The organism is Paenibacillus qinlingensis (genome assembly GCF_013204845.1).
Taxonomy (GTDB): domain Bacteria; phylum Bacillota; class Bacilli; order Paenibacillales; family NBRC-103111; genus Paenibacillus_E; species Paenibacillus_E qinlingensis.
The window spans coordinates 1-24,492 of record NZ_JABMKY010000045.1; the positions used below are offsets into that span (position 1 = coordinate 1).

General features: G+C 45.2%; 23 protein-coding genes, 8 tRNA genes and 2 rRNA genes. 26 read left to right on the top strand and 7 right to left on the bottom strand.

Going from position 1 to position 24,492, the window contains the following annotated elements; translation table 11 throughout:
- The 9 genes from rrf to HQN88_RS36910 form a co-directional block, all read left to right on the top strand.
- Positions 1-113, top strand: a 5S ribosomal RNA gene (rrf, locus tag HQN88_RS36870); the annotation flags it as partial.
- 48 nt (positions 114-161) lie between these two features.
- Positions 162-236, top strand: a tRNA-Glu gene (locus tag HQN88_RS36875).
- Positions 237-310: 74 nt separating this feature from the next.
- Positions 311-386 (top strand) — tRNA-Val (locus tag HQN88_RS36880).
- A gap of 17 nt (positions 387-403) precedes the next feature.
- Positions 404-480, top strand: a tRNA-Asp gene (locus tag HQN88_RS36885).
- Positions 481-521: 41 nt separating this feature from the next.
- A tRNA-Phe gene (locus tag HQN88_RS36890) sits at positions 522-597 on the top strand.
- A 16-nt stretch (positions 598-613) separates the two neighbouring features.
- Positions 614-689 (top strand) — tRNA-Thr (locus HQN88_RS36895).
- Between the two features lie 42 nt (positions 690-731).
- A tRNA-His gene (locus HQN88_RS36900) sits at positions 732-804 on the top strand.
- A gap of 63 nt (positions 805-867) precedes the next feature.
- Positions 868-947, top strand: a tRNA-Leu gene (locus HQN88_RS36905).
- Between the two features lie 6 nt (positions 948-953).
- A tRNA-Leu gene (locus HQN88_RS36910) sits at positions 954-1,032 on the top strand.
- Positions 1,033-1,089: 57 nt separating this feature from the next.
- Here HQN88_RS36910 and HQN88_RS36915 read toward each other — a convergent pair.
- A complete protein-coding gene (locus HQN88_RS36915) occupies positions 1,090-1,797 on the bottom strand; it encodes a FadR/GntR family transcriptional regulator (protein ID WP_173121535.1) in 708 nt (235 codons plus the stop codon).
- A 160-nt stretch (positions 1,798-1,957) separates the two neighbouring features.
- Here HQN88_RS36915 and HQN88_RS36920 point away from each other — a divergent pair, with 160 nt between their 5' ends.
- Together HQN88_RS36920 and HQN88_RS36925 are read left to right on the top strand one after the other, a co-directional pair.
- Positions 1,958-3,373, top strand: a complete 1,416-nt coding sequence (locus tag HQN88_RS36920; protein WP_173121537.1) for an FAD-linked oxidase C-terminal domain-containing protein — start codon at positions 1,958-1,960, stop codon at positions 3,371-3,373.
- 31 nt (positions 3,374-3,404) lie between these two features.
- The gene (locus HQN88_RS36925) at positions 3,405-4,703 is read left to right on the top strand and encodes a (Fe-S)-binding protein (RefSeq protein WP_173121576.1); all 1,299 of its coding nucleotides are present in this window, start codon (positions 3,405-3,407) and stop codon (positions 4,701-4,703) included.
- Here the strand turns inward: HQN88_RS36925 and HQN88_RS36930 are convergent.
- On the bottom strand, positions 4,700-5,569 hold the full coding sequence (locus tag HQN88_RS36930; protein ID WP_173121539.1) for an AraC family transcriptional regulator: 870 nt from the start codon (positions 5,567-5,569) through the stop codon (positions 4,700-4,702). The genes HQN88_RS36925 and HQN88_RS36930 overlap by 4 nt on opposite strands.
- 148 nt (positions 5,570-5,717) lie before the next feature.
- Here HQN88_RS36930 and HQN88_RS36935 point away from each other — a divergent pair, with 148 nt between their 5' ends.
- Positions 5,718-6,548 (top strand): amidohydrolase family protein, encoded by an 831-nt coding sequence (locus HQN88_RS36935; RefSeq protein ID WP_173121541.1) that lies wholly within the window; start codon positions 5,718-5,720, stop codon positions 6,546-6,548.
- A gap of 72 nt (positions 6,549-6,620) precedes the next feature.
- Positions 6,621-7,634 carry a zinc-binding alcohol dehydrogenase family protein gene (locus HQN88_RS36940; protein ID WP_173121543.1) on the top strand — a complete coding sequence of 338 codons (1,014 nt, stop codon included), beginning with the start codon at positions 6,621-6,623 and terminating at the stop codon, positions 7,632-7,634.
- Positions 7,635-7,676: 42 nt separating this feature from the next.
- Here the strand turns inward: HQN88_RS36940 and HQN88_RS36945 are convergent, their stop codons facing one another.
- Complete coding sequence (locus tag HQN88_RS36945) at positions 7,677-8,570, bottom strand: LysR family transcriptional regulator (RefSeq protein WP_173121545.1); 894 nt, start codon at positions 8,568-8,570, stop codon at positions 7,677-7,679.
- Between the two features lie 114 nt (positions 8,571-8,684).
- On the opposite strand from HQN88_RS36945, the gene tkt reads away from it, so the two are divergent.
- The 3 genes from tkt to HQN88_RS36960 are packed head-to-tail and all read left to right on the top strand — an operon-like array spanning position 8,685 to position 11,947.
- The gene (gene tkt, locus HQN88_RS36950) at positions 8,685-10,712 is read left to right on the top strand and encodes a transketolase (protein WP_173121547.1); all 2,028 of its coding nucleotides are present in this window, start codon (positions 8,685-8,687) and stop codon (positions 10,710-10,712) included.
- Between the two features lie 34 nt (positions 10,713-10,746).
- Entirely contained in the window at positions 10,747-11,403 is a 657-nt protein-coding gene (gene fsa, locus HQN88_RS36955; RefSeq protein WP_173121549.1) for a fructose-6-phosphate aldolase, read from the top strand.
- Positions 11,404-11,455: 52 nt separating this feature from the next.
- On the top strand, positions 11,456-11,947 hold the full coding sequence (locus HQN88_RS36960) for a NanQ anomerase/TabA/YiaL family protein (RefSeq protein WP_173121551.1): 492 nt from the start codon (positions 11,456-11,458) through the stop codon (positions 11,945-11,947).
- Between the two features lie 59 nt (positions 11,948-12,006).
- Here HQN88_RS36960 and HQN88_RS36965 read toward each other — a convergent pair whose 3' ends face one another.
- The gene (locus tag HQN88_RS36965; RefSeq protein WP_173121553.1) at positions 12,007-13,401 is read right to left on the bottom strand and encodes an MATE family efflux transporter; all 1,395 of its coding nucleotides are present in this window, start codon (positions 13,399-13,401) and stop codon (positions 12,007-12,009) included.
- Between the two features lie 93 nt (positions 13,402-13,494).
- Positions 13,495-13,779 carry a DUF3817 domain-containing protein gene (locus HQN88_RS36970; RefSeq protein WP_173121555.1) on the bottom strand — a complete coding sequence of 95 codons (285 nt, stop codon included), beginning with the start codon at positions 13,777-13,779 and terminating at the stop codon, positions 13,495-13,497.
- Positions 13,780-13,958: 179 nt separating this feature from the next.
- Here HQN88_RS36970 and HQN88_RS36975 point away from each other — a divergent pair, with 179 nt between their 5' ends.
- A complete protein-coding gene (locus HQN88_RS36975; RefSeq protein ID WP_173121557.1) occupies positions 13,959-14,339 on the top strand; it encodes an ATPase in 381 nt (126 codons plus the stop codon).
- Positions 14,340-14,595: 256 nt separating this feature from the next.
- Here HQN88_RS36975 and HQN88_RS36980 read toward each other — a convergent pair whose 3' ends face one another.
- A complete protein-coding gene (locus tag HQN88_RS36980) occupies positions 14,596-15,342 on the bottom strand; it encodes a DUF559 domain-containing protein (RefSeq protein WP_246320652.1) in 747 nt (248 codons plus the stop codon).
- Positions 15,343-15,630: 288 nt separating this feature from the next.
- Between HQN88_RS36980 and gatC the strand changes: the two genes are divergently transcribed.
- The 7 genes from gatC to HQN88_RS37015 all read left to right on the top strand — a co-directional run bounded on the left by gatC (position 15,631) and on the right by HQN88_RS37015 (position 22,579).
- On the top strand, positions 15,631-15,918 hold the full coding sequence (gene gatC / locus HQN88_RS36985) for an Asp-tRNA(Asn)/Glu-tRNA(Gln) amidotransferase subunit GatC (RefSeq protein WP_057314225.1): 288 nt from the start codon (positions 15,631-15,633) through the stop codon (positions 15,916-15,918).
- A gap of 27 nt (positions 15,919-15,945) precedes the next feature.
- Positions 15,946-17,403, top strand: coding sequence for an Asp-tRNA(Asn)/Glu-tRNA(Gln) amidotransferase subunit GatA (gatA, locus tag HQN88_RS36990; protein WP_173121559.1), 1,458 nt, complete (start codon positions 15,946-15,948; stop codon positions 17,401-17,403).
- A 36-nt stretch (positions 17,404-17,439) separates the two neighbouring features.
- Complete coding sequence (gene gatB / locus HQN88_RS36995) at positions 17,440-18,888, top strand: Asp-tRNA(Asn)/Glu-tRNA(Gln) amidotransferase subunit GatB (protein ID WP_173121561.1); 1,449 nt, start codon at positions 17,440-17,442, stop codon at positions 18,886-18,888.
- Between the two features lie 110 nt (positions 18,889-18,998).
- A complete protein-coding gene (locus HQN88_RS37000; protein ID WP_246320653.1) occupies positions 18,999-19,439 on the top strand; it encodes a GNAT family N-acetyltransferase in 441 nt (146 codons plus the stop codon).
- A 71-nt stretch (positions 19,440-19,510) separates the two neighbouring features.
- Positions 19,511-20,218, top strand: a complete 708-nt coding sequence (locus tag HQN88_RS37005) for an MgtC/SapB family protein (protein WP_173121563.1) — start codon at positions 19,511-19,513, stop codon at positions 20,216-20,218.
- Between the two features lie 93 nt (positions 20,219-20,311).
- Complete coding sequence (gene perR / locus HQN88_RS37010; RefSeq protein WP_173121570.1) at positions 20,312-20,746, top strand: peroxide-responsive transcriptional repressor PerR; 435 nt, start codon at positions 20,312-20,314, stop codon at positions 20,744-20,746.
- 129 nt (positions 20,747-20,875) lie between these two features.
- Positions 20,876-22,579 (top strand): glycosyl hydrolase family 18 protein, encoded by a 1,704-nt coding sequence (locus tag HQN88_RS37015; RefSeq protein WP_246320654.1) that lies wholly within the window; start codon positions 20,876-20,878, stop codon positions 22,577-22,579.
- Between the two features lie 67 nt (positions 22,580-22,646).
- Here the strand turns inward: HQN88_RS37015 and HQN88_RS37020 are convergent, their stop codons facing one another.
- The gene (locus HQN88_RS37020) at positions 22,647-23,051 is read right to left on the bottom strand and encodes a YgzB family protein (RefSeq protein WP_173121572.1); all 405 of its coding nucleotides are present in this window, start codon (positions 23,049-23,051) and stop codon (positions 22,647-22,649) included.
- Between the two features lie 126 nt (positions 23,052-23,177).
- Here HQN88_RS37020 and HQN88_RS37025 point away from each other — a divergent pair, with 126 nt between their 5' ends.
- Together HQN88_RS37025 and HQN88_RS37030 are read left to right on the top strand one after the other, a co-directional pair.
- The gene (locus tag HQN88_RS37025; protein WP_173121574.1) at positions 23,178-24,047 is read left to right on the top strand and encodes a nucleotidyltransferase-like protein; all 870 of its coding nucleotides are present in this window, start codon (positions 23,178-23,180) and stop codon (positions 24,045-24,047) included.
- A 385-nt stretch (positions 24,048-24,432) separates the two neighbouring features.
- A 16S ribosomal RNA gene (locus HQN88_RS37030) occupies positions 24,433-24,492 on the top strand; the annotation flags it as partial.

A 24,492-nucleotide genomic window follows, 5' to 3' on the forward strand; every position in this document is an offset into this window, starting at 1 on the left:
GTGATGATGGCGGAAGGGATCCACGCGTTCCCATCTCGAACACGACCGTTAAGCCTTCCAGCGTCGATGGTACTTGAACCGCAGGGTTCTGGGAGAGTAGAACGTTGCCAAGCAGTTACCCCTTGGGGTATTTTTTTTGCCAGACCTCTGGCATCGAGTAAGGCCCGTTGGTCAAGTGGTTAAGACACCTCCCTTTCACGGAGGTAACAGGGGTTCGAGTCCCCTACGGGTCACCACCATTCCCCACAAAGTGACGTATTGCTGACGAAGCGTATTCTGATTACTTTGCGTGGGCCCAAATTTCAAGTATGAACGCTTAGCTCAGCTGGGAGAGCACTACCTTGACAGGGTAGGGGTCGGCGGTTCGATCCCGTCAGCGTTCACCATAATAGTCTTATAGCATGGAGCTGTGGTGTAGTGGCCTAACATGCCTGCCTGTCACGCAGGAGACCGCGGGTTCGAATCCCGTCAGCTCCGCCATTTTTCTTCAAAGAGTAAAGTTAAGCTTGTCATTCTTACCTGGCTTTGTAGCTCAGTCGGTAGAGCAGAGGACTGAAAATCCTCGTGTCGGCGGTTCGATTCCGTCCAAAGCCACCATTTTTAAATCGAATAAGCCGTTGTAGCTCAACTGGTAGAGCAACTGACTTGTAATCAGTAGGTTGGGGGTTCAAGTCCTCTCGACGGCACCATTTTTCCTAAGATTCTTTGGGGAAAAGAAGTTTTCTAATGTGGCGGTCGTGGCGAAGGGGTTAACGCACCGGTTTGTGGATCCGGCATTCGCGGGTTCAAGTCCCGTCGTCCGCCCATTAATTTTACAGTGGAGTCAGCTTCGGCTAGCAACTTCATCATTTGCCTGATTGACAACATGCGCGTATGGCGGAATTGGCAGACGCACTAGACTTAGGATCTAGCGGGTGACCGTGGGGGTTCAAGTCCCTCTACGCGCATTATATGCCGGCATGGCGGAATGGCAGACGCGCTCGACTCAAAATCGAGTCCGAAAGGGTGGAGGTTCGAGTCCTCTTGCCGGTATCAAAAGCAACACAAGGAAAAGCCTTACACTGTAAGGCTTTTTTTGTTGTTCATAAGTTATTCTTTGTTTTTCTGTGCTAATTGTTGAATGACCTGATCCACTTTTGCAATATGCTGAGACATCCTCTCGGCAGCAAGTTGCTCATCTTGAGCGGCAATGGCATCAACAATATCGCGATGTTCCTGTAGCAGCTGTTCGGCCGAAGCACGTTCTGCAAAAAACCACAGACGGCGCGAAGCTTTCATACTCTGTTGTAACCGCTCCGTCAAGGATTCCATCATTCCTATGAAGAGGGTATTCTGGGAGGCCTTGGCGATCTCCAAGTGAAAGCGAATGTCTGCATGTTCGCTTTTTTCCTCATTACCAAGTGAGGACTCCATATCACGAAGGATTTCTTTAAGTACTGTCAAATGCTGCTCAGTACGGCGACTAGCGGCTAAGGTTGCGCAGCCAGCCTCGATAAATCTACGAACTTCTTGTACTTCCTGAAGTGTCTCACTGTGGTCAAAAAGACTATTCGATTCCGTTGGTAATGACGTAACGACATAAGTGCCTCCGCCGTGTCGTATATCGACCCAGCCCATTGCTTTAAGCCCGCTGAGTGCTTCTCTGATCGTAGATCGGCCGACTTGGAAGCTGGCAGCAAGATCTACGACTGTAGGAAGCTTAGATCCAGGAGCATAAGTTCCTCCCTCAATTTGAGCTTTAATATGTTGAAGCACGATTTCCGAGCCCTTTTGTGGTCGGATTTGCTGAAAAACCATGTGTATCCCCCTGAAAATCGTAGATAAAGTTCTATACATCTATTACATCATAAGCTAAAATAGAAGGAAAGTCATCTGATCACATGATCACTTACAAAAAGCATCAAAAATTATTATTGAGTGTAGCATACTAAGTAAGCGCTAAAAGGGAGGATTCTTCATGCTGGATAATCAAGTTAGACAACAATTACAGGCCATAGTAGGCGAAGCCTTTTATAAAGATGATATGGAATCATTAGTTACCCACTCGTATGACGGGACACCTATGCTTCAGTCCTTACCTGACGGTGTAATTTATCCGAAAGATACTGCGCAGGTTTCAGGAATTATGAAGGTGTTGAATGAGCATCGCATTCCCTTAATCAGCAGGGGGTCAGGTACGAATTTGTGCGGAGGTACAGTACCTGTACAAGGCGGGATCGTCATGGTCATGCATCGCATGAACGCCATTCTAGATATTGATCTGCAGAATCTGACAGCTACTGTACAACCGGGAATCATTACGAAGCAATTCATCGAACATATTGAGGGATTGGGCTTATTTTATCCACCAGATCCAAGTTCGATGGCGATTTCCACCATTGGCGGCAATATTGCAGAGTGCTCAGGCGGACTTCGCGGTTTAAAATATGGCACAACTAAAGACTACGTGATCGGCCTTGAGTGTGTTCTTGCATCAGGAGAAATCATGCGTACCGGTGGCAAGCTGATGAAGGATGTAGCCGGGTATGATTTAACGAAGCTGCTGGTCGGCTCTGAGGGTACACTTGCAGTTATTACAGAAGCTACGCTGAAACTCATTCCGCCTCCAAAGGCGAAGAAAACGATGCTGGCGATGTACAAGGACTTATACGGCGCGGCGCGCACCGTTTCCAAAATCATCGAGAATCGCATCATTCCAGCAACCCTGGAATTTATGGATAACCCAACTATTCGCGTTGTCGATGATTTCGCTAACCTTGGACTTCCGTTGGATATGGCTGCTATTCTTCTCATTGAACAGGATGGCGAGCCCGAGATGGTTGAGCGTGACATTGCCCTCATCTCTGAGATTTGCAGGGAAGAGCAGGCAGATGAGGTCAGCATCGCGAGCACACAAGAGGAAGCGCTTAAGCTTCTAACAGCAAGACGTAGCGCCTTTACTGCGCTTGCTCGCTTACGTCCGACGACGATACTTGAGGATGCCACTGTACCTCGCTCTAAGATCGCAGAGATGGTTCTAGAAATCAATCGAATAGCTACCAAGCATAATGTTCAAATCTGCACATTCGGTCATGCAGGGGATGGCAATCTACACCCTACCGCAACAACCGACGCAAGAGATCATGATGAAGTCCACCGTGTCGAAGCGGCGTTTGAAGAGATTTTTGAAGCAGCAATTCAATTAGGCGGAACGATTACAGGTGAACATGGTGTTGGTTTAGTGAAAGCACCGTTCCTGGAATGGAAAGTAGGAAGCAGCGGGATTGCAGTGATGAAGGGGATTAAGGATGCTTTCGATCCGAACCATATTTTAAATCCAGGTAAAATGTTTGCCAAAGAATCCAGACGCAGGGTGGTGATTGATCGTGTCTAAGGGCCAAGGAGCAACACTTCAAGAAACGTTAATGCAGAAACTAGACTACGACCAATTAACGAATTGCATGCGTTGTGGGTTCTGTCTGCCAGCTTGTCCAACATTTAAAGAAACAGGGATCGAGGCGGAGTCTCCACGAGGCCGCATCTCATTGATGAAAGCAGCTGTAGATGGTCTCATGGAGCCAGGAATACGCTTCGAAGATCAGATGAACCACTGCTTAGGTTGCCGCGCGTGTGAGCCTGCCTGCCCAGCAGATGTGAAATATGGTCAATTAATTGAAGGGGCACGCGATGCCATTGAAGTGCATACGACCCAGCATAGATGGTGGGTAAAGGGTGTGCGTAAGCTCGTATTCAAAGAGCTATTTCCATCCCAACAGAGAATGCAACTGCTCGGGACAGGACTTCATTTTTATAAAATGTCAGGTATCCAAAAGCTAGTTAGAAAAACCGGTGTAGTTGGTCTATTCTCGAAGCATATGGCTACGATGGAGAAAATACTTCCTGATGCTTCTGGTAAAGGAATTGTGGAGCGGCTTGGTACTTTTATTCCGGCAAAAGGCAAGAAACTAGGTACTGTGGGAATGTTCCGTGGATGTTTGATGGACGTCCTGTTCACTGAAACGAATATTAGTACGGTGAAGCTTTTGACCGAAGCTGGTTTCGATGTCGTCATTCCTGAATCGCAAAACTGCTGCGGGGCTCTTCATGCCCATAGTGGAGAAACTGATCAAGCGAAGCAATTGGCTAAAAGTAATATCCGAGCTTTTCAGGAGGCAGGAGTCGATTACATCGTATCGAATGCAGGAGGCTGTGGAGCGATTCTTGTGGAGTACGATCACCTTCTTCATGATGAGGAAGAGTGGAAGGAATCCTCAACTTGGTTCGCCAAACGTGTGAAGGATATCAGCGCGATTCTGGTGGAGAAAGGTCGACCGCTTCGCTTTACAGAAACACTGTCACACCAAGCTCCAACACGGGTTACGTATCAGGAATCCTGCCATCTTCGCAACGTGATGAAGGGCAGCCAACCAACCAAGCAATTGCTGCAAAGGGTCAGTAACACTGCCTATATCGAAATGAAAGATTCTGGTTCATGCTGTGGTTCCGCAGGTATTTATAATATGACTCAGCCAGACATGGCCAATCAAATCCTAGAACATAAGATGGAAAATGTGAATGCAACAATAGCTTCCTACGTGGTCACAAGCAATCCAGGATGCTTACTGCAAATGAAGTTAGGTATTGATAAACATGGGCAGAATGGGCATATGGAAGCCGTTCATATTGCGGACTTCCTCTACGATCGATTAGTGAAACAATCTTAGAAAGAACGGAAGGACTTCCGAGCCGCCGCGGGGGTAATACCAAGCACTCTTTTGAACATCGCATGAAAATGAGGCAGACTCTCAAAGCCACACAGGTCCGCGATTGTGCCGACACTAGCATCACTTTCTTGAAGCAGCTGTTTAGCACGAATGATGCGCTTAGTTATGAGATAGGTACTGATATTCATACCAATGAATTGTTTAAATACCCTGCTGAAATGAGCGGGTGTGACGGAAGCTTGTTTGGAGAGTGTTTGGAGCCCAATATCTTCACAGAGATGCTGATCAATATAGAGGATTATTTCTCGCATCCAAATAGGGCCGACAAGGGTGTCCATTTTAGGCGTCTTAATGTCGGTAGTTATTTCGCGCTGGATAGTTAACAGCAATTGAAGTAAATGAAGAAGGATGGACTGACGTTGACCAATGGTTGGATGTTTAAATTCGTTCTCAATAGCTTCTAGAAGTAATTCTTGCTGCTGACTCTGTGGTAATCGAAGTTCGAACTTATAATTACGAAGTGTCGCGGCTTGCTCGAAGCACTGCAAATAGGAGAAGTCTTCTCCTAACGATGGCAACTGTACGATACTTGGAGAGAAGTAAATGGCAGTGGACGTCACAAGGGAGTCTTTATCTGGTGTCGCCCGATGAATTGTATTCCCTGGAATAAGAAAGAGGTCGCCTTGTTTCATCTCATAAAAGGTATGATCGATAAAAAAAGTGCCATGCCCCCGATAGACATAAACAATTTCATACCAGTCATGGAAATGGTCAGGAAGCTCGCTTAGCGAGCTTTTTGTGTTTTTATAGGCAAAAGACATAGGGAAGGCATCATGATTATCGAAAATTTTACGAATAGGATCCACAATAACCACTCCTTTCTTTTGCAAGATAGTTCAATAATATCAAAAAACCGTATAGTTATGCTAGATATCGATATTTCATATCGGAAAATTAATGATAAAATGAAAGAAAGCGATATCATATGAGATGTAAAGGATAAGGAGAATCGCCATGCGCATCGATGCACATCAGCATTATTGGAAGATCGACCGAGAGGATTACGGATGGATTACACCAGCGCTCCCTGTATTAAATCGTGATTATTTACCAATTGATTTGGTACCACATCTGGGGCAATTCAACGTAGATAAGACCATTGTAGTTCAAGCTGCTCCAACATTAGAAGAAACCGATTATTTACTAGCTTTAAGTGAAAGCACGGATTCGATTGCCGGTGTTGTTGGATGGCTCGATTTGAACGATCCTGATTATCTTATTCACTATAAAAAATGCATTCAGCATCCGAACTATGTAGGCTTTCGGGTCATGATTCAAGAGATGCAAGATGAACGTTCAATTCTTCAACCACATTTTGTGGACGCTTTGCGATACTTCGCTAAGGAAGATGTACCCGTTGATCTACTTGTCCTCTCCCATCAATTAGAAGCCGTCGTTGAGCTATTGGACCTAGTTCCAGGGTTGCGAGCTGTGATTGATCATATTGCGAAGCCGTCGATTTCCGAAGGTGTAATTGAACCTTGGAAAAGTCAAATGTCGGTGATAGCGAAGCACCCCAATCTATATTGTAAAGTTTCAGGTATGGTGACTGAAGCCAACCATACGGATTGGAAAGCGGAAGATTTCACGGCATATGTTCAGCATATTCTGGACGTATTCGGAACGGAGCGTGTGATGTTCGGAAGTGATTGGCCAGTCTGTCTACTCGCGGCTAATTATGAGGATGTTGTCGGAATCGTGACTCATTCCTTGCCAGATAGCTGGTCGGATAACGATAAGGCTCGCTTTTTCGGTCTAAATGCAATGGAGTTCTATAAATTATGAAATATCGCAAATTATCCCTAGATCTCGAAGCATCTGGGTTACCGATTTATACAGTGGGGGAGGAGGGCAAGCATGAAAGCAATTGTCTGTGAACAAATTGAGCATTTGAAGTATATCGAGGTAGAGGAACCTAGCGTAGGTGAAAGAGAAGCGCTTGTTCGCATTCAGCGAATTGGCATATGTGGGACGGATTTACATGCTTTCAAAGGGAATCAGCCATTCTTTAGCTATCCACGTATTCTTGGGCACGAGCTGGCAGGGTATGTGGAAGAGCTTGGCGAGGGAGTTACGGAGCTGTCAATTGGTGATCTTGTAAGCGTCGTTCCCTACATGCATTGTGGGCAATGTATTGCCTGTCGCCATGGCAAAACAAATTGCTGCACAGACATGAAAGTGCTTGGCGTACATAGGGATGGGGGCATGGTAGAGCGATTATCTCTCCCAGTGAGTCATCTGATCAAAGCTGATGGACTAACACTTGATCAAGCTGCCATGCTGGAACCACTTAGTATTGGTGCACATGCTGTGCGAAGATCAGAACTGCGTCCAGGGGAAACGGCGCTAGTGATAGGAGCCGGTCCGATTGGGCTTGGTGTGATGATTTTGGCGAAACAGCTTGGCGCTAATGTCATAGCCATGGATATTAACGAGGAGCGATTAGCATATTGCCAGGACTGGGCAGGCGTCGATCATACCGTAAATGCGCTTCAGCTTCCGAAGGAAAAACTTGCGGAGCTTACGAATGGCGAATTTCCTACCGTCGTCTTCGACGCAACAGGGAATGCCCGATCGATGACGGATGCATTCGGTCTTGTCGCTCATGGCGGCAAACTTGTCTATGTCGGACTCGTGAAGGCCGATATTGCCTTTCATGATCCCGATTTCCACAAGAGGGAGTTGACGTTATTGGGGAGCCGTAATGCAACCATGGAGGATTTTGATACGGTGCGAAATGCATTAAAGACGGGAAGCATTGATATAGAGCGCTATATCACGCACCGTGCCTCCTTCGAGGAAATGGTGGAACACTTTGAAACATGGCTGAAACCGGAGTCGAAGGTAATTAAGGCGATGGTTTGTTTGTAAAATATGGACACACTCAGTGGAAACTGAGTGTGTTTTTATGTACTAACCTACTCCTTCCGGATTCTCCAACTCAGCCACAAAGGCAGAAGCTGTAGTGGACAGCGGCATATTCTTCAACGTAATAATACCAATTTTCGTAGACGGAATCTTTGCCTCGAGTTTGACCTCAAATAAGCTGCCCTCCGCCAATTCTTTTGCAACAAATTCCTTCGTCACAAAGGAAACGCCAAAGCCAATCTTCGCAAATTCAATGAGCAAATCCACACTACCTAGCTCGATCTCCGGTTCCAGCAGCAAGCCGTTATCACTGAACAAACGGGTGACGAATTTTCTTGAAGAGCTGTTACTAGAAAATAAGATAATAGGATAGGCAAGTAACTCTGTCAATGTAGCCGTGCGCTCAGACAGTTCTCGGTACTTGGGACCAGTGACAAAGCAGTCCTGAATGGTGATACCTTCACGTACCTGCAACTGCTCATCATGAATAGGTGTTCTCACAATACCGATGTCGATTTTGCCTTCTTTTAAACTTTTTACAATCTCCGGTGTCGTCCCATGCACCAGATTAATCTGGATATGCGGATACTGGACGTGAAAAGATTCCAGAAAGGGGAGCAAATAGTGTTTGCACAAGGAATCACTGCCGCCGATTTTGATTTCTCCGCTAGAGAAATTTCGCAGCTCACTTAGCTTCTCTTCCGCTAGGGAAATGAAGTTATAGGCTTGTTCAATATAGGAGTAGAGGATGGCGCCTTCTTTGGTTAGATCAACTCCTTTAGAGGTACGAGCAAACAAAGCAAGCCCTAAACTTTCCTCCAATAATTTGATGGAGTGAGAGACACTTGGCTGCGTGATATACAGCTCTTTGGCAGCTTTGGACAGGCTTCCCGATTTGGCAGTTAAATAAAAGACTTTATACAACTCGAAATTAACCATATAGACACCTTCTATAGCGAGTATCGAAACTATCAATTATTTGAATGTACCATCTCCTCTTATAATAAAGAGATAAGGTAACAAAAACAACCATATAGATGGAGGCGTATCTCATTGAATGGAACAACGGTTGGAATTGAAGAATTAAGTATTAATGCGATTAGAACGCTTACAATTGATGCTGTCGAGAAAGCAGCAATGGGTCACCCAGGCATGCCGATGGGTGCAGCGCCAATGGCGTATGCACTCTGGACACGTCATTTAAGACACAATCCAGTTAGCCCGAAATGGGCGGATCGTGATCGTTTCGTTTTGTCTGCGGGACATGGTTCCATGTTGCTGTACAGCTTACTTCACTTAAGTGGCTATGATGTATCTTTGGACGATATCAAAGAATTCCGCCAATGGGGAAGCCGCACACCTGGTCATCCGGAGTACGGTCACACAGCTGGTGTAGAAGCGACGACGGGTCCACTTGGTCAAGGTGTTGCTATGGCAGTAGGTATGGCGATGGCTGAAGCGCATCAAGCTTCCGTATATAATAAACCGAATTTCCCAGTTGTTGACCATTTCACTTATGCGATATGTGGTGATGGCGACTTGATGGAAGGTGTTTCCTCTGAAGCGGCTTCTCTAGCTGGTCATCTCAAATTAGGTAAACTTGTTGTTCTCTATGATTCTAATGATATATCTCTCGACGGTGACTTGAACATGTCGTTCTCCGAGAACGTCAAGATGCGTTTCGAGTCCTACGGTTGGCAATACCTCCGCGTGGAAGAGCAGAACAACGTCGACGCCATCTCTGCGGCGATCGCAGAGGGCAAGGCCGATCTCAATCGCCCGACGCTGATTGAGATCAAAACAACGATTGGCTTCGGCTCGCCGAACAAAGCCGGCAAGGGCGGCCATGGCGGCACGCACGGCTCGCCGCTAGGCAAAGACGAGCTGCTTCTGACGAAGCAAGCTCTGGGCTGGCCCCTCGAGCCGGACTTCTACGTACCGGCTGAGGTTTACGCCCACTTCGCCCACCACAAGCAGGTGGGGGCTCAAACCGAAGCAGCCTGGGAGCAGCTGTGGAGCAGCTACAAGGCTGCCTACCCTGAGCTCGCGAAGCAATTCGAGCTCGCAAACAGCGGCGACCTTCCGGCGGATTGGAACGCCGATGTGCCGCGCTACACCCCAGAAAGCGGCGCAATCTCGACGCGCACTGCATCTGGCAAAGTGATTAATGGCTTGGCGAAGCGGGTACCTCATCTTGTAGGCGGCTCTGCCGACCTAGCGAGCTCCAACTTCACCATGATCGGCGATGCTGCGGCATTCAGCGCAGGGGATTACAGCGGACGCAACTTCTGGTTCGGCGTCCGGGAATTCGCCATGGGCGCAGCGCTGAACGGCATGCTGCTTCACGGCGGACTTCGCGCTTTCGGCGGCACGTTCCTCGTGTTCAGCGATTACTTGCGCGGTGCGATTCGCCTATCCGCGTTGATGAAGATCCCTGTTGCGTACGTATTCACGCACGACAGCATCGCTGTCGGCGAAGATGGTCCGACGCATCAGCCGATTGAACAGATTCCATCCCTGCGGATGATTCCGGATCTAACGTTGTTCCGTCCTGCGGACGCGAACGAGACAGCTGCTGCTTGGGAGTATGTTCTTCAAGCAAAAGAAGGCCCGTTCGTATTCGCCCTATCGCGTCAGAACTTGCCAGTACTTCCAGGCACGGACACGCTTGCTTTTGATCATATCCACCAAGGAGCCTATGTCCTGTCTGATGTTGCTCCTGGCGAAACGCCAGATATCCAACTCATTGCAACAGGCTCAGAGGTGAGCTTAGCACTTGACGTGAAGAAGCTGTTGGCGCAAGATGGAATTGGAGCTCGTGTTATTTCCATGCCAAGCCGTGAATTGTTCGAGGCGCAGCCAGAAGAGGTGCGGAATGCGATTATATTGCCTCACGTGCGTAAAAATGTCGTGATGGAAATGGCTTATCCGGCTGGATGGGAAGAAATTACGGGACAAGAAGGTTTCGTTGTCGGCATCCGCAAATTTGGAGCATCAGCGAAAGCAGATCGCGTCATTCGTGAATATGGCTTTACCGCAGAAGCAATCGTTGGGCAAATCAGACAGAAGTATTTCCAATAAGCACCCATAGCGGGAGAAAAGGTAGGGATACAGGATGAAATTGTTTATCGACACAGCCAATGTAGAAGAAATTCGTAAAGCGCACGCGTTAGGAGTAGTTGCTGGTGTAACTACTAACCCTTCATTGATTGCTAAAGAAGGAAGAGATTTTTTTGAAACAGTGAAAGAAATTATCTCTATCGTTGGGGATGTTCCGATCAGTGCTGAGGTTGTTTCCTTGAAAGCTGATGAAATGGTTGAGCAAGGTAAGAAACTTGCAGCATTAAGCCCTAATGTTGTTATTAAGCTGCCAATGACATTAGATGGTCTGCAAGCAACTAGCGTTTTTAGATCACTAGGCATTCCGACGAATGTAACGTTGATTTTCAGCTCAACTCAAGCCTTACTAGCTGCTCGTGCGGGTGCAACGTATGTATCTCCGTTTATCGGGCGTTTGGATGATATCAACCAGATTGGTATAAACTTAATCAAAGAAATCAGCCAGATTTTCCAAGTACACGGGATTAAATCCGAAATTATTTCTGCGAGTGTACGTCACTCTGCTCATGTTATTGAAGCAGCGCTTGCAGGATCACATATTGCGACAGTCCCTTATAAAGTGATAGAATCAATGAGTAAACACCCGCTGACAGATGCAGGGATTGAGAAGTTCCTTGCTGATTGGGAAGGCGCTAAACAAGAAAAGTTCTAAACAAGAGATGACTCGCCCGAAGGGGCGGGTCTTTTTAAAAGGAGAAATAGCGATGATTATCAGCGATGTGAAGCATTTTGAGCAAGAACGGCATTTATGGCCAGCAGCTGTAGCGCGAGGTATCGACTACATTTTGAATCGGAATTTGGGAGAGCTCGAGGTAGGACGGTATGATCTGGAGGGCGATAATGGGCACTTGATGTATGCCAATGTGCAGGAATCCGTGACGCGTCCAAGGGAAGAACAGATGCCGGAGTCGCACGTCGTGTATACGGATATTCAGTTTCTGGTGAGTGGGGAGGAGCGTTTATGCTTCTACAAGTTGACTGACGAGGCAATCATCGTGGATAACAAGTTTGAGACACATGATATCGCCTTCTACGAATCCCAACATGCGCTGCCCGAAACGGATATTTTCCTTAAACCTGGTATGTTTGCTGTATGCTTCCCATCCGATATTCATCGGCCTAATTGCTTCATTACGGAGTCAACAACGAATAAGAAAATTGTGATCAAGATCCATAAGGATTTGCTGCATCTCTAGTAAAAAGTCTGCTCAAGCCAATTTACTTGGCTAGGCAGACTTTTTGTTTAAGCTTTTGTTTAAGTTTTACTAGCCATCATTTTGGCTTGCTTCCATTTCCCGAAGCGGTAATAAAGCAGATTCAAAGTGGCGGCAACACTGAAGCTGACAGGAAAGCTCCACCAAATCACATCGAAACCGTACTTGTGCGATAGCACAGTGGCAAGTGGGATGCGAACGAGTAACAAAGCGATGAATGCGACGATAAGAGGGAACACCACAGATCCCGCTGATCGAACGACACCAGCAACGACATTGAAGACGCCGAAAATAATGAAAGACCATAGGGTAATGTTGTTAATATGAACGCCAATATCAATCGCCTTTCCTTCAGGTGGCAGGAAGAACGAGACGACTTCTCGATTGAACAGGTGCAAAACGGCTACAATTAATCCAGTCATCAAGATATTAACGCCGACGCCAGTCCAGGTAATCCGGTTGACACGATTCCATTTTCCAGCGCCGATATTTTGGGCTGCCATTGAGGTTACAGCTCCACCAATGGCCATCGCAGGCATTTGGACGTAACTTGATATTTGCATGGCCACCCCGAAAGCTGCGGTAGATTCGGAGCCATAGGCATTTACGAGATGGACCAACATCAAATTGCTCAGTGAAACAACGACCATATTTAGGCCCATTGGCAGGCCTTTTTGAATCAGCGTACGAATAATTGTCCAATTGATACGCAGCAAGGGAATATCCGCTTTGGTGATGCGCAGAAAGTATTTCTTCTTATACAAGTAAGCAATGAGAAGCACGAAGCTTATAAGCTGTGCGATAAAAGTCGCTACGGCAGAGCCGGCAATACCCATTTTAGGGAATGGTCCCATCCCTTGTATTAGCAAAGGATTGAGTGCGACATCGAGGATTGCCGATAAAAGCAAGAAGTAAAATGGGGTTTTCGCATCCCCCGAGCCACGCAAGATGGCCATGATTAAGTTATAGCCGAACATGAACGGAACACCTGCGAACATAATTCGCGTATATGTTACGGCAAACTCTTTGACATCTGGTGGCGTATTCATCCAATCCAGGATTGTGGAGGAAAAGATCCATCCCAGTAAGGCGACGATTATGGATAAAACGAGAAAGAAAACTGTGCTTGTCCCAACTACTTGTTTGGCCTCTTGAACTTTCTTAGCTCCGAGATTTTGACCGATAAGAATGACGGCAGCCATGGCAATTCCGAAGATGGAGCTAATTAAGAAAAACATGATAATATTCGCATTCGATGTTGCTGCAAGAGCGACTTCACCTAAATATTTCCCAATCCAAATGGTATTGATTGACCCGTTCAAGGATTGTAGAACGTTCCCCAATAGTATGGGGAGTGAGAATAAGATCAATGTCTTTGTAATGGGGCCCTCAGTTAAAGAAGGACGAGCTTTTTGAGATGATGATGACTCGGTCATGATTTCCTCCATAAATTCACATGTTCGATTACATAGTTTCCTCCTACTATATCAGTTTCATGCTTGTTACTGAAATTTTACGAAGCGATGCGTCTAGCGTCGGATCCAACGATCGAATAAGAACGGACCGAATGGAATAAATGCCGCAATGAAAGCTGCGAGTATGCGTCCAAAGGACCAACGATGTTGAAGGATAACCCAGGCAATCGATAGCAGATAGAGCGCAAATAGAAATCCATGAGCAAGCCCTACGATAAAAACAGCTTGCGGCAGATCGAATACGTATTTAAGTGGCATGGCGATACCAAGTAGAATGAGAAAAGAGGAACCCTCTGCCCAGCCGACATAGCGCAAGGCTTGTAAAGAACGTTGTGACATAGTAAGCAACTCCTTTTATGGATGAAAGTAAATTCATCCTAAGCTAGGAATATGAATGGAGTATGAACAAGTGATGTCAATTGGACACAATCTAGTTTTTTTAGTACGATAGGCAATAGAACGTATTTCATGCATTCATAGACTCATTTGAGAGTTATATATAGGTAGGGGGAAAGCAGATGCTTCGTCTTGGCGAGAAAATTATCTTCATTGCTGATCGTTTAGAACAGAATCTGCCTATTGGCGGATATGGCTATTTAATTGCGTATGACCGAAATAACGATAACATTTTCGATTATGTCGTACGTGTCCCTAAAGAGAACAAACATTACTATGTGACAGCAACGGATATTGAGCTTGAAGAAGTGCTTCTTCAGCAAGAAGCGGAGCAAGTTGAGAGAGAAGCTTTAATAGATTATGCTCTCGCAACAAACAACGAAGCCTTGTTCCGTAAAATTATGAATGGCGAGTCCGCCGTTGAGCCAGAGAAAGAAAGGGACAAGGAAGTACAGTCCCGTGAAGAATTTATCAAACAAATCGGGCTGAAAGCCTGGATTTAAAATAGTATGCGACGGTGGAAGCGTGCCGTCGTTTTTTTGTCTTTGTAAAATGGGCGCTACACACCGAATCTGGGCGTTACAACACCGGATCTGCGTAGCATCCTTTCTCGTAAGGCCCCAAAAGGTTCCTAACGGCCGCCCGCTCGCACTCGCCGTCGCGCATCTGCCTCCGTAACGCCCAAAATGGGCGTTACAACAGCGTATCTGCGCATCAGCCTTCCGCGTAAGGCCCCAAAAGGTCCTTACGGCCGCCCGCTCACCCATTCACCATCCGATTAGCTACAGTCGGATGCAGCCCATAGCGCTTAATTCGCTGTTGTCCATTTCCAACATGTACAAGAAGTTGCTTCGCTAGCATCTCTTGTAAAATCCATCTTGATTTTTTTGCCTCGAATCGAAATACGTTACTTACATCACGTGGGGAGATCGATTTGCCCGCAGTGAAAGTAAAGCGACAAATTTCTTTTTCTACATAACTTAACTCAACCAATCGATCCTGCTGTTCTCCGATATATTTTCCTAAAAACTGCAACAGAATCTGTTCACACATCCGTGGCCGGTTTTTCACATCATCATAGGAAAATCGTAAGATTTTCCAACCGTCAATAACCAAATGGTTCTGGCGTACTAACTGATCAGAAAACTGTGAGCGACTAATCCTATTGGCATGTGTGTTGTATCCATCAATTTCGATGGCAAGCTTCAGGGAGTGACGTAAGTAAGCGAAATCAATAAACCGAGTTCCATCACGGAAATCTTTAACTTCAAACTCGGGATGTAAATGTTTAAAATCCCCCAATGCTCTGAACCATACATGAAATAAGAACAAATGTTCTGAGTGGCCATAACCTTCTTTTAATCTACGTAACCGCTCGCCTTTTCTTTTACCATAATGCATATGTAGGAACTCCGCATAAGCTTTCTCGAATCCTTCTAACTTCTCGAATTCCTCGCCTTTCCCAGACCTATCTAATTTCTCTAACATACCCAACTTTTTAAGCATCCTCCCATACACCCTTTCTTCTCTGAAAATGAAAATGCCGCTCAGCCTGAACAGCAAGTGCTGAACAGAATAAGCGGCGTGTGCTTTACTACCATTTTAAGGAAATAATAACATGGGTTAGTATGGTGATTCAATACTTGTAATAGATTCAGTAGATTCATTTAACATATTTTATAGCTACTACTTCTGCCCCTAACAAGGTACATCCTTATTCTGGATTGAGTTCGCAAAATATCTGGGATATAATGAAAAGAATGACTAAATGCTGATACAAGGGGTGCAGAATACGTGAGCATAACGAAGAAAGATGTCGATCATGTCGCCAAGCTGGCTAGACTCGATCTCAATGATACCGAAAAAGATCTATTTACAGATCAACTTAATGCTATTTTAAAATATGCCGAGCAGCTCAATCAATTAAATACCGATGGTGTTGTGCCAACTAGCCATGCCATGCCATTAGTCAATGTGATGCGTGAGGATGTTGCAAAGCCGTCTTTACCAATTGAAAAAGTTATGCTGAACGCCCCAGACCATGAAGATGGGCAGTTCAAGGTTCCTGCAGTTTTAGAATAAGTTAGAGATGAAAGGGAGTGCCTGTCGTTGTCTTTGTTTGAATTAAACCTACAACAAATCCATGCGAAGCTGCAAAGCAAAGAACTCAAAGTTACGGATCTCGTGGATCAATCCTATACAAGAATTGGGCAAGTGGAGAGCAAGGTTCGCGCTTTTCTTACATTAGATGAAGAGAATGCACGTCAGACGGCTGCTAAGTTGGACGAGCAGCTGCTCAGCAACGCAACTCGCGGCGATTTATTCGGCCTACCGATCGGCATCAAAGATAACATGGTGACCGAAGGTCTAAAGACGACTTGCGCAAGCAAATTCTTATCCAATCATATTCCGATTTATGATGCGACAGTCGTGAGCAAGCTCAAGGAAGCACAAGCAGTTACCATCGGCAAGCTCAACATGGATGAGTTTGCGATGGGTGGCTCCAACGAGAACTCCGCGTTCCACCCAACCCATAATCCGTGGAACACGGATTATGTGCCAGGCGGCTCCAGCGGTGGTTCGGCAGCAGCAGTTGCTGCAGGCGAAGTGTACTTCGCGCTGGGCTCCGACACCGGTGGCTCGATTCGCCAACCGGCTGCTTACTGCGGTATCGTCGGTTTGAAGCCGACGTACGGACTCGTGTCCCGTTATGGTTTGGTCGCATTCGCGTCCTCCCTAGACCAAATCGGGCCGCTTACGAAGAACGTAGAAGATGCTGCGTACGCGATGCAAGCTATCGCAGGTTACGACCCCAAAGATTCCACTTCTGCGAATGTGGAAATTCCGAACTACCTCAGCGCATTGACGGGTGACGTCAAAGGACTGCGCATTGGGGTACCCAAAGAGTACATGGGTAAAGGGATCGACCCAGCAGTAAAAGAGAAAATTCTTGAAGCGCTCAAAGTACTTGAAGGTCTTGGCGCTGTATGGGAAGAAGTAACGCTTCCGCATTCCGAGTATGCCGTTGCAACTTATTACTTGCTGGCTTCCTCTGAGGCTTCTTCCAACTTGGCACGTTTTGACGGCATCCGTTATGGTGTTCGTTCAGATAATGCGCGCAACTTGTTGGATCTCTATAATCTATCCCGCAGTGAAGGCTTTGGTCCTGAGGTTAAACGTCGGATCATGCTTGGCACCTACGCACTAAGTTCAGGCTACTATGATGCGTATTACCTGAAAGCCCAACAAGTTCGCACGCTGATCAAGCAAGACTTTGATCAAGTGTTTAACAACTATGACATCATCATCGGGCCAACGGCACCAACGACAGCATTCAAAATCGGTGAGCAAAGCAGCGATCCACTCACGATGTATTTGAATGATATCATGACGATCCCGGTCAGTTTGGCAGGTATTCCTGCAATTAGCGTACCATGTGGATTCGTGAATGAACTCCCGGTTGGCTTGCAAATTATCGGCAAAGCATTGGATGAAGCTACCGTTTTGCGTGTAGCCCACGCTTTCGAACAGCATACAGACCACCACAAGCAGCGCCCGCAATTGTAAGTTATTAGTTCAAGAGTAACGAAGGAGGCATTCACTTTGTCGGCAACAGATACCCAATTTGAAACCGTAGTCGGTCTTGAAGTTCACGTAGAACTTCATACCGCTTCCAAAATATTTTGTAGTTGTGCAACCTCATTCGGAGCACCTCCGAATACGAATACATGTCCTGTATGTTTAGGCCATCCAGGCGTTCTGCCAGTTCTTAACCGCCAAGCGGTCGAGTATGCGATGAAAGCGGCAATGGCCCTCAATTGCACAATCGCAACGGACAGTAAATTTGATCGCAAAAATTACTTTTACCCTGACTCACCTGATGCTTATCAAACTTCGCAATATGATAAACCGATCGGCGAGCATGGCTGGGTTGATATCGAAGTTGGCGGAGTTACCAAACGTATCGGAGTCACACGTGTCCATTTGGAAGAGGATGCAGGCAAGCTGACCCATATAGATGGCGGCTATGCTTCCCTCGTTGACTTAAATCGTGCAGGAACCCCGTTGATCGAAATTGTTTCCGAACCTGATCTGCGCTCACCTGAGGAAGCTCGTGCTTACCTCGAGAAAATTAGAGCGATCATGATCTACTGTGATGTGTCCGATGTGAAAATGGAAGAAGGCTCGCTTCGTTGTGACGCGAACATTTCCATCCGCCCGTTTGGACAAGAGAAATTCGGCACACGTGCCGAGCTTAAGAACATGAACTCCTTCCGTGGGGTACAGCGTGGACTTGAGTATGAAGAATACCGCCAAGCGGAGATTCTCAGAAGCGGGGAAGAAGTCATTCAAGAAACTCGCCGTTGGGATGAAACGCAAGGTAGAACTCTAGCCATGCGCGGCAAAGAAGATGCGCACGATTATCGTTATTTCCCAGATCCGGATCTGGTTAGTCTTTACATCGATGATGCTTGGAAAGCACGTGTACAAGCTTCGATTCCTGAATTGCCAGATGCCCGTAAAGCAAGATACAGCAATGAATATGGCTTGCCTAGCTATGATGCAGCTGTTATTACTGCTTCCATGCAAATGGCCGACTTCTTTGAGGAAAGTTTGAAGTATACGCAAGATGCCAAAGCTGTCTCGAATTGGATCATGGGTGACTTGCTTGGTTATCTGAATGCCAATTCCCTTGAATTTACCGATGCCAAAGTCACAGGTAAAGGTCTAGGCGAAATGATTGGTTTAATTGAGAAAGGCACGATTTCCAATAAAATTGCCAAAACGGTGTTTAAAGAAATGATCGAAACCGGTAAAGAACCGCAGAAGATCGTTGAAGAGCAAGGTCTTGTTCAAATCAGTGACGAAGGTGCCATCAAAGCAGTTGTCGAGCAAGTCGTTGAGAACAGCCCGCAATCTGTTGCAGATTTCAAAGCTGGTAAGGAAAAAGCCGTAGGCTTCCTTGTTGGACAAGTCATGAAGGAAACCAAAGGTAAAGCGAATCCAGGACTCGTCAATAAATTAATTGTGGAGTGCCTGAATAGTAAATGATAAGTTAAAAGTGGTGATCCTCTTAGTAGGGCACCACTTTTTTAATTTCCGATATAGGAGTGATTCCACTGTCCATCGAGCAACTAGTTCTACAAACGAATGAAGAAATCTTGACACTGCTTGCGCTTCAAATCGATTCCTACCGTGTCGAGGCTGAATTGATCGGTTTTGATGATATTCCTCCTTTGAAGGATGGCATTCAGTCCATACGCGAAGCGAAGGAAACCTTCTATGGTTTCTTTGTCGATGATCATGAGGGACGATCACTCGCAGGAGCCATTTCATTTGAACGTGAGGGTTGTATTGTGACGATTTGCCGTATGATGGTTCATCCTAATTATTTTCGTAAGGGGATTGCTAGCTCCCTTTTACAGCATATAATGAAAGAACAAGAGCTAGCAGGAGCTGCTCGTTTTATAGTATCCACAGGAACCGAGAATTTACCGGCAATCCGTCTCTATGAGGGGTATGGTTTTATCCTAAAACGCGTCTTTACTGTTCCTCCTGGCGTTAGTCTAACAACATTCGAGCGTCCTGCTACAGGCCACTAGCGTCAAATCTAGTATCAAATCACATGCCACTTGATAATTTTTTTGACTTGAAGTAAAAAGGGAGCGTTTACATGGAGAATCCTTGGGTAATTGATCAGCTACATATCACAATTAGACTAGTATTAGCGCTTTTTCTTGGTGGCTTGATTGGATTTGAGCGAGAGGTAAGCTCTCATGCAGCAGGGCTTCGCACGCACATTCTGGTATGTGTCGGCTCAGCGCTCGTGATGCTGCTTTCAATGTACGGGTTTAGCGCGTTTGTGAATGAGGTCAATGTACGAATTGATCCATCTCGTTTAGCGGCTCAGGTCATCAGTGGAATTGGATTTCTAGGTGCGGGTACGATTATGTTCAATGGAAGATCGATTACGGGGCTTACGACAGCAGCATCACTATGGGTCGTTGCGGGAATTGGTCTTGCAATTGGAGCGGGTTTTTATTATCCGGCAGTCTTAGTTTGCTTCATGGTATTGATATCCTTATTCATTCTAAATAAAGTAGAGCATAAATATTTTAATGGAAAAAAAGTGCGCGTTCTTAAAATACAAGCGATCGATCAACCAGGTACCTTAGGTTTAATTACAACGATCCTAGGTAAACGTAAGATAGATATTAAGCAAATTAAACTAGAAGAATCAAAAGATGACAGTAAGGATAATCATGTTCAAATCACGTTTCATGTAACAATACCAAAGCCATCCGTTATTGGCTTAGTGCTCGAAGAAACCAATCAAATTCAAGGGGTAACTGGTGTGGCCATCGAAAATAGTAAAAATTAAAGTGGTTATCGTATAACCATCATTGACAAAAGTCGAAGAACACACGTACAATATAATGTAAGGTTTTAATGACTAATTCAGGTGGTGAGTACCATGGCAGCACATTTAGAACAGGCTTTAACAAAGTTGAAAACAACAGGTGTTCGGATGACGCCCCAGCGGTATGCGATTCTTTCCTTTTTGCTGGATTCCATGACTCATCCGACAGCGGATGATATTTACAAATCGTTAGAATCGAAATTTCCTAACATGAGCGTTGCGACTGTTTACAATAATCTTAAAGTATTTATAGAATCGGGACTTGTTCGGGAATTAACTTATGGGGATAGCTCGAGTCGTTTTGATGCGGATATGACAGATCATTATCATGCGGTTTGTGAGGTATGCGGGAAGATTTCTGATTTTGAATACCCTCCACTGTCAGACATCGAGACAACAGCAGCGTTGCATACAGGCTTCCAAGTTGGCGGTTATCGATTGGAGATTTATGGTGTGTGTCCGGATTGTACGGTTACTACCAAGCATTAACTATACGCAAAATTCCTCATTATGTAGTTTCCTGTTGTATAATGAAACGTGTTCGGCTCTTCTTTTGTGAGGAGCGGACACGTTTTTTCTCTTTTATCCATAACCAATTGCACATAAGGAAGTGAAGTGTTGAAATCATCCAAAAAAGTAATTCTGATTAGCGCATTGTGTTTAGGGATGTTCGCGGCAGGCGCGGGAACATTTCTGATCCAACAATTAGCACCCAATCGAGCACATGTTGAGCCAGATTTCCATGAGCTGACAAAGCCGATTTTTTATGAAGGAGATTATTTTAAATCGAGTGCAATTGGAGAGAAAGAAGGTCTGAAGCTTCCGCTAGATTTCGTTCAGAAGTGGATCGATCCGACCATTATATATGAAAAAAGCAGTGATTCAGTCATCATTACCACCAAAGATAAAGTGATGCGCATGAAGACGACGGAGCTTTCAGCACTCATGAACGAGAAACCAATCTCACTATCCTTCCCCGTTGAGAAGAAAGATGACACCATCTACTTGCCTGTTGAACCACTGAAGCAGCTGTATGCATTCGAAATAAGGGAATCAACAAAGTCAGGAGCAATCTTGCTCTTTAAACAAGGTGATGTTATCAAGTGGGGAAAGCATACCGGGAAGAAAGAGACGCAATTACGAACAGAAGCTACAATAAAAGCACCGATAATCGCGACGATTGCTGTGAACGAACAGGTCATGATTACGGGGATTGAAGAAAATTGGTACAAAGTGCAGCTAGAGAGCGGACCGATTGGCTTCGTACGAAAAAGTGAAATCACGAAGGATCATGAGGAAACCATACCACTGCAAGAGCAGTCAGTATCCACATATGTGCCTTGGAAACCTATAACCGGTAAGTTAAATATGACTTGGGAACATGTTATTTCGAAAAACCCAGATACCTCCAAGATTGGCGAGATGCCAGGTTTACAAGTGATAAGTCCGACTTGGTTCTCTGTCGCAGATAGTGAGGGGCGCATTAGCAACTTAGCAGATGCCTCTTATGTCAAATGGGCGCATGACCGCAATTACCAAGTATGGGCGTTGTTTAGTAATGGCTTCGATGCGGATCGCACGACTAAGGTACTAGCAAGCTATGATCTACGTATGAAAATGATTAAACAAATCCTCGGCTTTGCCCAGACCTATAAGCTGCAGGGTATTAATATCGATTTTGAAAATGTTTATCTCAAGGATAAGGAGAACCTGGTACAATTCGTGCGAGAATTAACTCCTTTTATGCATGAACAAGGTTTATCAGTTTCCATCGATGTAACACCCAAATCAACCAATGAAATGTGGTCTATGTTCTACGATCGCACAGCTCTAGCAGAGGTTGTCGATTATATGATGTTGATGGCCTATGACGAGTACTGGGCCACAAGTCCGAAGTCTGGGTCGGTATCTTCCTTGCCATGGGTAGAGAGGTCCATTACAGCGCTTCTGACGACGGATAAAATCCCGCCATCTAAGCTTGTCCTCGGCGTACCCTACTATACGAGACAATGGACTGAAGAAACGAAGAATGGCAAACTAACCGCAACATCCAAAACGTTAACCATGGAAGCAGCACAAACCATCATTAAGGACAAAAAGCTAACACCTACATTTTTAGCCGATACTGGTCAAAATTATGTGGAATACAAAGATGGAAGCAAGTTAATTCGTATTTGGCTGGAAGATGAAGTTTCAATTAGAGCTAGGTTGGCTTTGGTTGATAAATATAATCTAGCTGGTGTGGCCTCTTGGAGAAGAGGTTTTGAGAAACCTGCAATCTGGGAAGTAACGAGGGATAATTTGCCTAAAGTACAACCTTGATGTGATCCGCACTTATATAAAATAAGAAGAAAGCCGAACCCTGGAAGGGGCTCGGCTTTCTTTGCTATTAATGTGGCTTATGCTCATGCTCTCTACTTGGCTCAAAGTGAGCCGTTTGTGTAGCCGCCGTTTCATTTTCGCCAACTGGCTCATATTGTGGATCAATCGTTAGAATCGTTTTACAAAACATGCAACGATCTGTTTTACCCAGCATTTTCGTTCTTCTACCGCATTCCGGACAATCGATGACAGTTGCAGATGTTGAAAGCATGCCAGCCCAGAAATAAATCCCCATACTCACCAAGACACTGATCATACCAATAATCATGAAGATGACAGCAATCACTCGGCCAACTTGTCCCCAATCGAAAACGACGCCAGCTAGTCCTATAATCATAAGCAGCATCCCACCCATGGTCATGACCAATCCCCATAAGCGGAATTCATTTACTTTACTTGATCTAAATCGCACTGTGTATTCCTCCCCAATCCTTCTAGCACATGTTTTGTATGAATTGTCACAGAAATCAGCAGGAAACCCGTTCACCCTTGTAGAAATAAGAAAGAAACAATTTGGAGACAGGAGCTTTGGACACCCATGGGAATTAATAAGGAGCAGTTATTGCTTAAGTTCCGGAATGACCCTAGAATCATTAGCGTCATGGCGGTAGACAATCCTAAGCAACTTCCCTCACTGACAGATGGTTTTGATACGCTACTTTTAATAGTAACGAACGACCTGAGACTGAACAATCATACGACTAATTATATAAGAGACGATTCAAGGATACAAGAAAGATGGACTGATCAAACTTCAATAGAGCAATGGATTCGGCATGGTGTTAATCGCAACATTCTTCACTGGCTGTTAAAAGGGGAGATACTTCTGGATCAGAACACTTATTTAGAAGGCCTGCGCCATCGAATACTGGAGTTTCCCGGAGACTTGCGCGAGCATAAGCTGTTAATTGAATTTTCACATTTCCTGCGTAAGTACTTGCAAAGTAAGGAATACATTCTAGACGATCATATTCTAGATGCTTACAACAACATTCTCGAAGCGCTTCACCACTGGGCACGAATTGTTATTGTGGAAGATGGCTATCACCCCGAGATCACGGTTTGGAGACAGATTCGGGCGATTAATCCCGGAGTCTACAAACTTTATGAAGAGCTAACAATGAGTAAGGAGACTTTGAAGCAGCGGGTCCAACTTGTTCTACTTGCTTGTGAATTTTCGGTTATGTCCAAAATGGAGCATTGTTGTGAGGCGTTTATTCAAATCCTCAGGGACAGTGAGCATCCGCTAAGCTCGGATGAACTCCAGCAGCATGCGCAGTTAGTTGAAATCAAGTCAGAGCTTCCTCTTTTGCTCAATAAACTAGTCAAAAAAGGTTTGATCAAAGAAGTTGCTGTAATTATTGATGAGCAAACTTCCGAAATCGAGTTGAGATATACGAGTGTATAACACGTTAAAACCTTTAAGAATCAGGTGTTTTCCTGGTTCTTTTTTTATTCTCATTTTATTGCTTGACTTTGATTGCGATTCTATGATAAATTAACTCTCGCCGCTAAAAACGGTAACGCATTTGAAGCAAATGAGTTCTACGATGTAAAGCGAAGTTGAAAAAAAGAGAAATAAAAAAAGCTTGCATTGATTGGTTCGGATGTGATATATTATAAAAGTCGCCGATAAACGGATGGCGAAGAAAAATGAAAGAAATTGATCTTTGAAAACTGAACAACGAGTGAGTAAGCACAGTCGAGTAATCGACTATAAAAGAGATTGCAAAATCTCGCTAGCTTCAAATGAGCAATTAAGCTTTTTCAAATAGGACGAGCAATCGTCCACTATTATGGAGAGTTTGATCCTGGCTCAGGACGAACGCTGGCGGCGTGCCTAATACATGCAA